This is a genomic window from Pseudomonas sp. BF-R-30, assembly GCF_019956175.1.
GTDB classification, from domain to species: domain Bacteria; phylum Pseudomonadota; class Gammaproteobacteria; order Pseudomonadales; family Pseudomonadaceae; genus Aquipseudomonas; species Aquipseudomonas jessenii.
Map to the genome: position 1 here is coordinate 26,877 of NZ_JAHBDE010000013.1, position 12,837 is coordinate 39,713.

General features: G+C 54.0%; 12 protein-coding genes. 6 read left to right on the top strand and 6 right to left on the bottom strand.

The genetic code is table 11. The annotated features are described in order from the left end of the window. Positions 1-55 precede the first annotated feature (55 nt). On the bottom strand, positions 56-844 hold the full coding sequence (locus tag KGB20_RS09445; RefSeq protein ID WP_218543124.1) for an SDR family NAD(P)-dependent oxidoreductase: 789 nt from the start codon (positions 842-844) through the stop codon (positions 56-58). Between the two features lie 74 nt (positions 845-918). After that, positions 919-2,019 carry an alkene reductase gene (locus KGB20_RS09450; protein ID WP_218543126.1) on the bottom strand — a complete coding sequence of 367 codons (1,101 nt, stop codon included), beginning with the start codon at positions 2,017-2,019 and terminating at the stop codon, positions 919-921. 167 nt (positions 2,020-2,186) lie between these two features. Between KGB20_RS09450 and KGB20_RS09455 the strand changes: the two genes are divergently transcribed. Continuing rightward, positions 2,187-2,777 (top strand): TetR/AcrR family transcriptional regulator, encoded by a 591-nt coding sequence (locus KGB20_RS09455; RefSeq protein ID WP_159389629.1) that lies wholly within the window; start codon positions 2,187-2,189, stop codon positions 2,775-2,777. Between the two features lie 23 nt (positions 2,778-2,800). On the opposite strand, the gene KGB20_RS09460 is transcribed toward KGB20_RS09455, so the two are convergent. Then, positions 2,801-3,679 (bottom strand): LysR family transcriptional regulator, encoded by an 879-nt coding sequence (locus tag KGB20_RS09460; RefSeq protein WP_159389630.1) that lies wholly within the window; start codon positions 3,677-3,679, stop codon positions 2,801-2,803. Between the two features lie 99 nt (positions 3,680-3,778). Between KGB20_RS09460 and KGB20_RS09465 the strand changes: the two genes are divergently transcribed. The 4 genes from KGB20_RS09465 (at position 3,779) to KGB20_RS09480 (ending at position 8,355) form a co-directional block, all read left to right on the top strand. After that, positions 3,779-4,948, top strand: a complete 1,170-nt coding sequence (locus KGB20_RS09465) for a mandelate racemase/muconate lactonizing enzyme family protein (protein WP_159389631.1) — start codon at positions 3,779-3,781, stop codon at positions 4,946-4,948. Between the two features lie 102 nt (positions 4,949-5,050). Beyond that, the gene (gene dctA / locus KGB20_RS09470) at positions 5,051-6,358 is read left to right on the top strand and encodes a C4-dicarboxylate transporter DctA (RefSeq protein WP_159389632.1); all 1,308 of its coding nucleotides are present in this window, start codon (positions 5,051-5,053) and stop codon (positions 6,356-6,358) included. Positions 6,359-6,481: 123 nt separating this feature from the next. Further along, positions 6,482-7,354, top strand: a complete 873-nt coding sequence (locus KGB20_RS09475) for an oxaloacetate decarboxylase (protein ID WP_218543128.1) — start codon at positions 6,482-6,484, stop codon at positions 7,352-7,354. A 26-nt stretch (positions 7,355-7,380) separates the two neighbouring features. Then, entirely contained in the window at positions 7,381-8,355 is a 975-nt protein-coding gene (locus KGB20_RS09480; RefSeq protein ID WP_218543130.1) for a 2-hydroxyacid dehydrogenase, read from the top strand. A gap of 76 nt (positions 8,356-8,431) precedes the next feature. Here the strand turns inward: KGB20_RS09480 and KGB20_RS09485 are convergent, their stop codons facing one another. The 3 genes from KGB20_RS09485 to KGB20_RS09495 form a co-directional block, all read right to left on the bottom strand. Then, positions 8,432-8,926 carry a MaoC/PaaZ C-terminal domain-containing protein gene (locus KGB20_RS09485; RefSeq protein WP_218543132.1) on the bottom strand — a complete coding sequence of 165 codons (495 nt, stop codon included), beginning with the start codon at positions 8,924-8,926 and terminating at the stop codon, positions 8,432-8,434. Positions 8,927-9,179: 253 nt separating this feature from the next. Then, positions 9,180-10,370: an acetyl-CoA C-acyltransferase gene (locus tag KGB20_RS09490; RefSeq protein WP_218543134.1), complete on the bottom strand. Its 1,191-nt coding sequence runs from the start codon at positions 10,368-10,370 to the stop codon at positions 9,180-9,182. Positions 10,371-10,430: 60 nt separating this feature from the next. After that, positions 10,431-11,198, bottom strand: coding sequence for a 3-hydroxyacyl-CoA dehydrogenase (locus KGB20_RS09495; protein ID WP_223532213.1), 768 nt, complete (start codon positions 11,196-11,198; stop codon positions 10,431-10,433). Between the two features lie 389 nt (positions 11,199-11,587). Between KGB20_RS09495 and KGB20_RS09500 the strand changes: the two genes are divergently transcribed. Continuing rightward, positions 11,588-12,613: an AraC family transcriptional regulator gene (locus tag KGB20_RS09500; protein ID WP_218543138.1), complete on the top strand. Its 1,026-nt coding sequence runs from the start codon at positions 11,588-11,590 to the stop codon at positions 12,611-12,613. The last annotated feature ends 224 nt before the right edge of the window (positions 12,614-12,837 follow it).

Genomic DNA, 12,837 nt, shown 5'->3' on the forward strand with positions numbered 1-12,837 from the left:
GTGTTGCAGGCGCTTTTAAATCGAATGTTACGCACCAGCGCCTGCTGCGCGATGATTACGCCTTGGCTTGATAACGCTCGGCGACATCGGATTGCCTGATCTCTGACAGCAAGCCCTGACGTGCACCCTGCAAGGCATCCCAACGGGCGGCGTCCTGCAAGGGTGGAATGGTCACGGGCTCGCGACGATCAAAACCGACCAGCGCCGCATCGACCAGATCACCCACTTCCATGACGTCAGTGAGGGTATTGATGTCGATGCCTGCTCGCTCCCAGATTTCGGTGCGAGTGGCTGCCGGCAGAACGGCTTGCACATAGACGCCTTTGGGCGACAGCTCCAGGCTCATACCTTGAGAAAGAAACAGTACAAACGCCTTGGTCGCGCCGTAGACCGTCATCCCGAACTCCGGTGCCAGGCCAACGACCGAGCCTATGTTGATAATCGCTCCGTCCCCGGCTTGTGCCAGGCGTGGGGCGATGGCGCTGGCAAGCCGTACCAGTGCGGTAGTGTTGAGCGTGACCAACTGAGCAACGCTGTCGGTGGATTGTTCGATAAAGCTGCCGGATTGTGCGGCGCCTGCATTGTTCACCAGGATGCCAATACTGGCGTCGTCGCGCAGGCGAGCCTCGACCGTGGTCAAATCGCTGATTTGGGTCAGGTCAGCCTGGAGAACATCAATGATGATGTTGTGTTTCTCACGCAGCCGGGCTGCAAGAGCATCCAGCCGCCCTTTGTCGCGGGCAACCAGTACGAGGTCGTGCCCGCGCTGTGCAAAGCGCTCGGCATAGGTAGCGCCGATGCCAGTGGAGGCGCCGGTAATGAGAACGGTGGCAGGGATGCTCATGAATTGATCCTCAGTTTCGGATATCGATAGGCGAGTCATGCGTGGTGTCCGGAGGACGTGCGCAGACGTGATTTTTAGCCGTGCCGGGTACTGGATTCAGCAAGGGTTGGGTAGTCGATGTAGCCTTCTGCCCCGCCGCCATACAGGGTCGCAGGATCGAATGCCGACAAAGAGGCAGCGGTTTTAAGGCGCTCCACCAAGTCCGGGTTACCAATGAAGGGACGTCCAAAGGCGATCAAGTCAGCCTTGTCATCGTTGAGTTGAGAGGTGGCCAAATTCACGTCGTAGCCATTGTTCGCGATGTAAGTGTTTTTGAAGCGTTGGCGCAAAGAACCAAAGTCGAAGTGCGCAATATCGCGCGGCCCGCCAGTCGCGCCTTCGACCACATGGAGGTACACAATGCCCAAGGCATCGAGTTGGTCGACAATGTAGTCAAACTGGGCCTGCGGTTCGCTGCTGGAGACACCATTGGCTGGCGAAACTGGCGATATACGGATGCCTGTGCGTTCTGCACCGACCTCGGCTACTACCGCCGCCGTCACTTCCAGCAGTAGGCGAGCGCGATTTTCAATCGAGCCACCGTAGGCATCGGTGCGGATATTGGCACCGTCCTTGACGAACTGATCCAGCAAATAGCCGTTTGCGCCGTGGATCTCTACGCCATCGAATCCCGCAGCGATGGCATTTTCCGCCGCTTGGCGAAAATCATTAACAATCCCGGGAAGCTCGCTGATATCAAGCGCTCGCGGCTCAGAAACGTCTAGGAAGCTATTGTTGACGAACACCTTGGTCGCGGGACGGAGAGCGGAGGGTGCTACCGGAGCGGCACCGTTCTCCTGCAGGTCAACGTGCGATACGCGTCCGACATGCCACAGTTGCAGGAAAATTCGTCCGCCTTTTGCGTGGACGGCATCGGTGACCTTGCGCCAGCCATCAATCTGCGCCTGCGTGTAGATACCGGGCGTATCCTGGTAGCCCTGTCCCTGCTGCGAGATCTGCGAGGCTTCGGAGATCAACAGACCTGTAGAGGCTCTCTGGCTGTAATAGGTTGCAGCGAACTCGCTCGGGACGAAGCCTTCTCCCGCACGGTTACGCGTCAGCGGAGCCATCACGATTTTGTTGGAAAGTGTCAGCGAGCCGAGCGTGTACGGCTCAAATAACGTCTTATCGTTCATATCGTTTCCATACTCGTTGATTAATGAGGGCGACATGCGCCGTGCCAGGGAAGATTCGTGTTGGCGTATTTATGATGTCGGTCATACTCAAAACTGTCAACGATTTTGATTATGATCGACATCAGAGTATGATGAGGGCATTGCTTTGAGATGCAGAGGCGCAGGAAATGAAGATCACCAAGGCGCAATCACTTGCCAATAGAGCTCACATCGTTGAGACGGCTTCAGAGCTGTTTCGCGAGCGTGGCTACGATGGTGTAGGGGTGGCTGAACTCATGGCAGCAGCCGGATTTACCCAAGGCGGTTTCTACAAGCACTTCGGTTCCAAGGCTGATTTGATGGCTGAAGCGGCAGCGAACAGTCTTTCGCATTCGCTGACCAGTTCCGAAGGTCTCGAAGTTGCTGAGTTCATCGATTTGTATGTGTCGAGGGATCACCGAGATGGCAGGGGCAGCGGTTGCACCATGGCGGCCCTTTGTGGAGACGCTGCGCGTCAATCAGATGAGTTGAAAGCCACCTTTGCCAGCGGGGTAGAAAGCACGCTGGCAGCGCTCGAAGAAAAGTACAACGCGAGGCAAGACGCGCCGCAGGATGGGGTACGGGCAAAAATGATCGACATGCTGGCGCATGCAATCGGTGCGGTCATGTTGTCACGCGCCTGCCCAGATGATTCTTCTCTGGCTGATGAAATACTCGAGGTTTGCCACGCTGAGATAATTGCTTCATTGCCGTTGGCTCAGCATTGCCCCGGAAAGTAGGCACCATCTTCCGTGAACGATATTCAGCAGTCTCTCAACTTCGCCCAAAATTCTTCAGCGGATTGGCTGATAGGAGCCGTTGGACGCGTGAGGTGAATTTCCAAGGGGATATCCCAGCTTTCATCAAGAGCTCGTACAAGACGTCCGTCGGTGACTTCCTGTTCGGTTAGGCTCCTTGGTAGCCAGGCCACACCTTTGTTTTCCAGGGCCATGGACATCAGTACCGCAGCGAGGTGACTACTGAATAATGGCTTGAGGTGAAGGAAATCTTCCTTTCCATTAAGCCGGTGAGCCACGATGCGTCCCAACCCGGACTCTTGGGTATACGCCAAGTACGGCAACGATGCGGGCGAACTTTCAAAGTTGGCAGAAGCGCTCGCCAATGGAACGAGAACATCTTCGCCAACCTTTTTGCCTATGAACTGATCAGGGGTCAACAGCGGTGGAACATCCGGGTGACGATGACAAAGCAGGAACTGCACCTGGCCCTGAATCAGCATCTGCTCACAGACCGCCATGCTGTCGGAATGCAGCCGCACAGCCTCAATGGGAGCGCCGTTTTCCGTGCTTCTTAACCATCTCGGGAAGAAAGTGAACGACAGCGAATGGGTTGCAGCGAATTGCAGAGTCTTGGCAGCCATTCCCGCCACTTCCTGGGCTTCGCTGCGCATTCGGTACAAGCGCCTGGCAGTCTCCTGGGCACTTGGCAAAATCTGCTTCCCAGCCTCGGTCAGCGTTGCACCTTGTGGCGTGCGAACGAACAGTTCAACACCCATCCAATTTTCCAGTGAGCGGACTCTGCGACTGAATGCCGGCTGAGTAACGTGGCGCGCTTCAGCGGCACGAACAAAGCTGCCGTACTCTGCCAACGCTGAAAAATCTTCTAGCCAAACGAGTTCCAAGGGCCATGCCTCCTGTGCATAGGGCTCGGCATTAATAGCATTGGGCGGGTGTCATCGCAAAGCATAACGTGGGGCCACCAACAACAAGAGGAGCCCGTCATGCGTATCGTAGACATCCGTGAAAAAACTGTTTCTATTGCCTCCCCAATTGCCAACGCCTATATCGATTTTTCCAAAATGACCTGCTCGGTTGTCGCTGTCGTCACGGATGTGATTCGCGATGGTAAACCAGTAATCGGCTACGGCTTCAACTCCAACGGTCGCTACGGTCAAGGTGCACTGATGCGTGATCGCTTCCTGGCGCGTATCACGGAAGCTGATCCAGATACTCTCATCGACCACGAGAACAACAACCTGGATCCGTTTGCCATCTGGAAGACTCTGATGACTAACGAAAAGCCAGGTGGTCACGGTGAACGTTCAGTCGCAGTGGGTACCATTGACATGGCTGTATGGGATGCCGTTGCCAAGATTGAAGGCAAGCCTCTGTATCGCCTGCTGGCCGACCGTTATCGTGACGGCGTGGCAGATGACAAGGTGTGGGTCTACGCAGCGGGCGGCTACTACTACCCTGGCAAAGATCAAACCAAGCTCAAGGCAGAAATGCAGAGCTATCTGGATCGTGGCTACGACGTCGTCAAGATGAAGATTGGTGCAGTATCACTGGACGAAGATATCCGTCGTATCGAGGCGGTACTTGAAGTGGTAGGGGACGGTCGTCGACTGGCGGTCGATGCCAATGGCCGCTTCGATCTGAAGACAGGTATTGCATACGCGGAGGCCATCAAAAAGTACAACCTCTTTTGGTACGAAGAGATTGGCGATCCGCTGGACTACGCGCTGCAGGCTGAGCTTGCAAATCACTATGAACTGCCAATGGCTACCGGGGAAAACCTGTTCTCCCACCAGGATGCCCGTAACCTTCTGCGCCACGGCGGTATGCGCCCTGATCGCGACTACCTACAGTTCGACTGTGCTCTGTCCTACGGGCTCGTGGAGTACATGCGCACCCTGAAGGTGATGGAAGAAATGGGTTGGTCCTCCCGCCGTGTAGTTCCGCATGGTGGTCACCAGATGTCCCTGAACATCGCAGCGGGTCTGCACCTGGGCGGTAACGAATCGTACCCAGACGTGTTCCAGCCTTTCGGCGGGTTCGCTGACGGGATTCGTGTGGAAAACGGCTATGTCGGTCTGCCGGATATTCCAGGTGTCGGCTTCGAAGCCAAGTCCGCCTTGTACGCAGTGATGCGTGAGCTGGGCGAAGGCTAATAGCCCTCGAACTGCGGCCTTTTTCAAGAGGCCGCAGTTATCAGGCGTCACTCACTGACGCCACGCCACACGCCCATCACAAAAATAAAATGAGGTGCTCCCGTGGAAATCTCCAAGTCCCGCTGGTACAGCCAGCTGTATGTGCAGGTGCTGATCGGTATCGTCATCGGTGCAGCAATTGGTCACTTTGAACCGCAATTCGGAGCCAAGCTCCAACCTTTTGCGGATGGCTTTATCAAACTCATCAAAATGCTGTTGGCGCCTATTATTTTCGGTACCGTCGTCGTTGGTATCGCTAAGATGGGCAGCATCAAGGAAGTCGGGCGGATCGGCGTCAAAGCGCTGCTCTACTTTGAAATCCTTTCAACCATTGCGCTGGTCATCGGCCTTATTGTGGTCAATATCGCAAAGCCAGGCGCTGGGATGAATATCAACGCTACCACGCTTGATGCCAGCGCTATCGCCAAGTACAGCCAAGCCGCCAGTGAGCAGGGCGGAACAATCGATTTCTTTCTCAACATAATCCCGAGTACCTTCATTGGCGCATTCTCGAATGGCGTCATGCTTCAGGTCATCTTGATTTCGGTTTTGATGGGCGTTGCCCTCGTTCAAATGGGCGAAACCAGCAAACCGCTGATTAATACCATCGACCTGTTTCTGCAAGGGCTGTTCAAGATCGTGGCAATGGTTATGCGTCTGGCTCCGATTGGTGCCGGCGCTGGGATGGCTTTCACTATAGGCAAGTACGGAATTGGTACCTTGCTGTCACTCGGCCAGTTGCTGGTCGCGCTCTACATCACGACCTTGATTTTCATCGTGGTAGTGCTGGGTACGGTTGCTAGATGGTCGGGCATGCCGCTTATGCAATTTCTTCGTTATTTCAAAGATGAAATTCTCATCACGCTTGGCACCTGCTCAACCGAAGCCGTACTTCCGCGAATGATGGTGAAACTTGAAAAGCTGGGCTGCAAGAAGTCAGTGGTGGGCATGGTGCTACCAACTGGATATGCCTTCAATGCGGATGGCACCTGCATTTACCTCACCATGGCGGCGATTTTTATCGCACAGGCAACCAATACGCCACTGACGTTTATGGATCAGATGATTCTGTTGGGCGTCTTCCTGCTGACCTCAAAAGGCTCCGCTGGCGTGGCGGGTGCCGGGTTCATAACCCTTGCGGCAACGCTCACAACCATCCACTCCATTCCGTTGGTAGGCCTTGTCCTGCTTTTGGGCATCGACCGATTCCTCAACGAAGCGCGAGCCGTGACTAACCTGATCGGCAACGGTATCGGCACCATCGCCATTGCCAAATGGGACAACTCCTTTGACGTCGAAGCCTGCGAGCGTGAGATTGCCGCAATGAAACTCGAAAAGGCAGCGCGAAAAGAATTGTTGGCGCAAAAGTAATCTGCAAAGTTTACCGGTCATTTCCGCTTCAACCACGGCCATGACCGGTAGTGATTTCCAGGACTCGTTCAACGCGGAACGATCCCAAAGAAGTCCTCGAATGAATTTGATGGAGCCGAAAAAATGATTGAGCGATCTCATCATGAATTGCGCAAGGCGTTTGGTGATTTACTTCATGGAACAGTCTGTAAATTTGCTGCTTCCGTATTCGATCCCATCTCGGTTCGTATGGCATCCGACCTTGGTTTTGAGGTTGCAATCCAAGGTGGTTCCGTCGCCTCGCTTCAAGTGCTCGGAGCTCCGGACATTTCTCTGCTCACGCTTGATGAATATGTCGAGCAGGTTTCCAGAGTCGGGCGGGCCAGCCAAATCCCAATCATTGGGGACGCTGATCATGGGTTTGGTAACGCACTCAATGTAATGCGAACAGTGACCGAACTGCAGAAAGCCGGTGTTGCTGCCCTAACGCTGGAAGACACCCACCTACCGGCCAAATACGACGAGCATTCGCACGTACTTATCGAAATGGAAGAAGCCGCAAGCAAGATTTACGCTGCGCGGTTTGCCCGTTCAGATGATGCCCTCAGCATCATCGCCCGTACGAATGTGGCCGTTACCACTTTAGAAGACTCCATTGCACGCACCACGGCCTATCAAAAGGCTGGGGCCGACGCGATTTGCCTTGTCGGAGTAAAGGACTTCCAACACTTGGAGGCACTCACCTCGCATCTTTCCGTGCCGATCATGCTGATCAATTATGGAAACCCTGCACTGAGCGATGTTGAGAAACTGAGTGCAGCCAATGTGCGGATCGTGGTCAATGGGCATGCCCCATTTTTGGCCGCGATCAAAGCGAGTTACGAGGCATTGCGTGAGCAGAGCGGATCGAAAGGAGTGGAGCTCTCCCTTCCAGAGCTGCTATCAAAATACACGCTTTCGGATAATTACCGTGAGTGGGCAAAGACCTATTTGAAGTCAGAACACGGTTCTAATTGAGCTTGAGACAGGTGAAATAAAGCGTCATGAAAAAAACGATTCTGGCCTTCAGTCGCGTCTCTCCAAGCCTGCTCGAGGCTTATAAAGATCAGTACAACATCATTATCCTCAGCCCAGAGAATGGTGATATGGACGCTCAGTTTAAAGCTGCTCTACCCGAGGCCCATGGATTGATCGGTGGAAATCTTCGTCTGGGCGAGGCCGACCTCGCATCGGCGAAAAACCTGGAGATTATTTCCAGTATCTCGGTTGGCTATGACAACTATGACCTCAGCTTTCTCAATAGCCGAGGGATCATGCTGACCAATACGCCGGATGTGCTGAACGAGACAACAGCTGATCTGGCTTTCGCTCTGATCCTCGCCACAGCACGGCGTATCCCTGAGCTGGATGCCTGGACGAAAGACGGAAATTGGACAAAGACCATCGATGCATCCCACTTCGGATGCGATGTGCATGGAAAGACCTTGGGCATTATCGGTTTAGGCAAAATTGGAGAGGCCATCGCCCGTAGAGGTAGGTTCGGTTTCGGTATGGATATTTTGTACAGCGGCAAAACCCGCAAGCCCAAACTGGAGCAAGAGCTGGGGGCAAGGTTTGTTACACAAGAAACGCTTTTGGGCGAATCCGATTTTGTGTGCCCGGTCGTTCCATTGACCTCCAATACCAGGAACCTCATCAGCCATTCCGAGTTGGCGCAGATGAAGCCTGAAGGCATTTTGATCAACGTGTCTCGGGGCCCAGTGGTTGATGAAGAGGCACTGATTCAAGCACTTGAAGCAAAGGCAATACGGGCAGCGGGATTGGATGTTTACGTGAAGGAGCCTTTGCCGGACTCCAGGTTCTTCAAGTTGAAAAACGTCGTCACTGTTCCCCATATTGGCTCAGCAACAAACGAGACGCGCAACGCAATGGCAAAGCGAGCCCTGGAAAATTTATTGATGGGACTTGAGGGCCAGTGGCCGCGAGACCTCGTAAATTCGCAAGCATTACGCCAATAAGAATTGGATTTCTTGAGTAACGCCTAGCTGCCGCTACGATCCGTGCGCTTCTGGCCATAAGAGGGCCACAGGAGCCTTAGCGCTGGACAACGCATCCAGGTGAAGACCCACCCTGACCGCCCCTGCGCAGTATCAATACCGCCACCTCATAAACAAGGACGGTTTTTCCCCTCGTCGTAGCGACGTCAATTTTAAACACAACCCACCCTCGATCATGGTTTTCCGCGTGGATGAGTGATCGAACGACTTGAGCTGAGAGCTTGAGAATGTCTCCAGGTATTACTGGAGCAACCATCCTAAATCCATCGATCTTCCCTCCCGCCACGACGTTTGTTTGAAGCAGTAAGGCATCACACATCAACCGCTGCGAGATACCGAAGGTTTGTACCCCGCTGGCACAGTGCACCCCTAGCGGACTCGAACGGGCAAGGTCAGGATCTATATGTATATCGAGAGGATCGTACTCGGCAGCAAAGGCGATAATTTGTTCCGTTGTGATAGGAACAGATTGCTTGGCTGTCCAAGTTCTACCTGGGGTGAGGTCTTCCCAATACAGTTCTTTCTCTGCCACGGTATCTCCTGGATTCTGCAGCGTTAAACTCGCGACACTGACGCTCAAAACTTAGCTGTGCGTTTCTCCACAAATGCTCGCATCCCTTCTTTTGTTGATCGCATTCAGCGCGTCTGGGCGGTTAAGCGTGATCAAGCCAGCTCCTTCGACATGATCAACTATTAGGGGCCGGTAGTTCACAGACAAATCCTTTGCGCAAAAAAAAGATTTCCGAGGCGCAGCGGGAGATTTATTACAGCTAGTCAACGCTCCTCTATGAGAGGAGTTCGATAGCAATCGCGGTCGACTCGCCGCCACCAATGCACACAGAAGCGATGCCACGCTTTAGCGTGTGCTGCCTCAAGGCATTTACCAACGTAACAACAACACGCGCGCCTGACGCGCCAATCGGGTGCCCCAAAGCGCATGCCCCACCGTGGACATTTAATTGCTCATGTCCGACATTCAAGTCTCGGATAACAACCATGGGCACCACGGCAAAGGCCTCATTGATCTCAAAGAGATCAACATCCTGCATTGACCAGTTGGTTCGCTCTAGCAAGCGTTTAATCGCACCGACCGGAGCGGAGGCAAAGAGGCCGGGAGCGTGCGCGTAGGATGCATGACCTGCTATCCGGGCCAACGGTGTAAGGCCTCTACGCTCGGCTTCAGACAAGCGCATCAGCACGAGGGCAGCCGAGCCATCCGAAATAGAACTGGAGTTCGCCGCAGTCACCGTCCCGCCTTCGCGAAACGCAGGTTTCAACGTAGGAATTTTGTCGATCCGGGCCTTACCCGGCTGTTCATCGCTTTCAATCGAAACCGTCTCACGGCCAGACGAAGCCAGCACAGGGACAATCTCGTCCTGGAAACGCCCTTCGGTGATTGCCTTCTGAGCTCGGGTCAACGAGCTGATCGCAAACTCATCCTGCTGGCCTCGAGTGAATCCATAACTCTGAGCACAGTCTTCGGCGTATGTGCCCATGAGCCGGCCTTTCTCGTAGGCATCTTCCAACCCATCGAGAAACATATGATCAATGATTTTGCTGTGGCCCATTCGATAGCCTGAGCGAGCTCGCTCCAACAGGTAGGGAGCGTTTGACATGCTTTCCATACCTCCGGCAACCACCACCTCCGCGCTCCCGGCATGGAGAAGGTCGTGGCCGAACATCAGCGCTTTCATGCCAGAGCCGCACATCTTGTTGACTGTTGAGCACACCACTTGCTCCGGAAGATTCGCCAACAGGGCAGCTTGGCGAGCCGGAGCCTGGCCTTGCCCAGCTTGTAGCACGCATCCCATGATGACCTCGCCAATGTCACTGGGCTGCAAGCTGGCTCGCTCCACGGCGGCACGAATTGCAACCGCACCCAGCTGCGCAGCGGTGACTTCCTTGAAATTCCCAAGAAAGCCTCCTAACGGAGTTCGGGCAGCACTGACAATGACGATAGGGTCGGTATGGCTCATAACTGAATCCTCTGTTTCATGTTGGGGGGCTTGTGCCCGATCACAGACTTTTAGCTCGATCTAATTCGCGGCCATTCTCAAAGCACCATCCAAACGAATCACCTCACCATTGAGCATGGAGTTTTCGATGATGTGCGCTGCCAACGCTGCGTACTCGGAAGGCCGTCCCAGTCGTGGAGGGAACGGCACATTGGATGCCAATGATGCCTGCACGTCCTGAGGCATACCCGCCATCATCGGGGTCTCAAATATTCCGGGTGCAATGCACATAACACGGATGCCTGAACGAGCTAGGTCGCGTGCCAATGGCAATGTCATGGCAGCAACTCCACCTTTGGACGCGGCGTAAGCGACTTGGCCCATCTGACCGTCAAAAGCTGCGACAGAGGCCGTATTTATGACTACGCCGCGCTCACCTTCTTCATCGGGCTCTCCTCCCGCCATAGCCTCAGCAGCAAGGCGAACCATGTTGAAGCTACCGATCAAATTGACTTCGATAGTTCGGCGAAAACTCTCAAGCCCATGTGCGCCATTACGGCCTAAAACCCGTTCGGCTGGTGCAACACCCGCGCAGTTGATCACCCCATGCAACGCGCCAAAGACGCCTACTGCAGAGGCAATCGCTGTACGGCAATCGATTTCACTGGTGATGTCTGCTCGCACGAAAATCGCACGTTTTCCTAGCTCGTCAGCGCGAGCTACACCAGCGGCTTCGTTCACATCAACCAGCACCACGTTTGCACCTCGGCCCACCAACTCACGCGCCGAAGCCAGCCCGAGTCCAGAACCTGCGCCAGTAATTAGGAAGACTGAGTTTTCGATGCGCATGATGTTTCCTCACAAATTGGCAGTACCGCATACGCGGTTATTTGACATGTAAAAGGCCCAAAGGCCAGATCGGGCCGGCCGCCGGTTTACTTCAGGTGTAAGCCACGCTGGAGATTCTTAAACGGATGTTGTCTGTGATCACTGGCCTCGACAATGCTCAAACGCCTCAGCTTGGTTGAATGCTTTGGATAATCGAGGCCAGGCATCGAGGGTTAGAAGGAGAGGGTGCAAATGGGCTCCCTGCTAAAAAACCTTCGGGTTGACATGCAATGCTGTGAAGCTGGAACGTAGATAAACAATTTAGGCTCGTCAGGTTGCTCAAAGCAGACCTGCCGAAGAGATTTGAAGATCAGCATAAAGTCAGATTTCAACTGCGGAGAGGAATAAGCATGCTCATCCAGGACAAGGGAACTACTTCAATTGGATTGGTGCATGAAGCCCTCGATGGCGCATTGCGACGCCAACTGGACACATCCATCGTATTGCAGCAAGCACGTATAGATCCGGAACTCCTCACTTCCCCCCAAGCCAGGGTTTCGGCTGCTGCATTTTCTCGCCTGTGGGTCGCTCTTTCAGATCTACTCGACGATGAGTTTTTCGGAATCGATAGCCATCCAATGCGACGAGGTAGCTTCCGATTGATGTGCCAGTCTTCGATTGACTGCGAGTCGTTAGAGCAAGCGTTGCGGCGGATTCTGAAATTTCTACGCCTCGTATTGGACGACATTCACGGTGAGCTGAGGCTTGAAGACGACTCCGCCGTCATCGTTATCCATGACAAAGGAATTGAGCGCCGCCTCTTTAGCTACGGAACATGGCTGATCTTGGTACATGGATTGCTCTGCTGGCTGGGCAACAGACGCATTCCGATAAAGGAACTCTGCTTTAGACCGAATCGACCGCTCGACGATAGCGACTATCGGATGCGCTTCTGCGAAGAAATTCAGTTTGGCGCTCCAGTTACGATGATTCGTTTTGACCGTATTTTTCTAAGCCTCAAGGTCGTGCAAAACAAGGCCAGCCTATCGACGTTTTTGAAAGAGTCGCCTGCTAATTTGCTAGTAAAATATCGTAACGAGGACAGCATCAGCGCCCAGATCCGAATGAGATTGAGATGCCTGAATCCGGAGGAATGGCCAGAGCTGGATAAGGTGGCAAAAGTGCTCCGCATGTCATATTCGACGCTTCAGCGAAGGCTCCAAGCCGAGGGGGTTAGCTATCAGCGTTTGAAAGACAATCTGCGCCGCGACATGGCGATCAACCTGCTGTGCCAGCCAAATATGACAGTAACCGAAGTAGCTGCTCTCACAGGCTTCCAAGAAAGCAGTGCATTTCACCGTGCCTTCAAGAAGTGGACGGGAGTGAGCCCTGGCGCTTATCGCCGCTCCAATGCTGAAGAACCGGACGAAAGCTAAAAGCCTTACTTCCGGAACAAGAGAACTACTTCCCCCGCCAGATTACGTACTGAGATCTGCAACTCGTTTCACCCGCCAAAATGCCGATGGACATCTCCTCCCCAAGATCACATTGGTCGTTTCTGGCCAGCTATGGGTGTCTAAATCGGTCAAGCAGAACGATGTCGTAGGGCATAGGCCACAGCAAGCCCAACTCCTACGATGCGACGCAGGTAGCCCTAGCG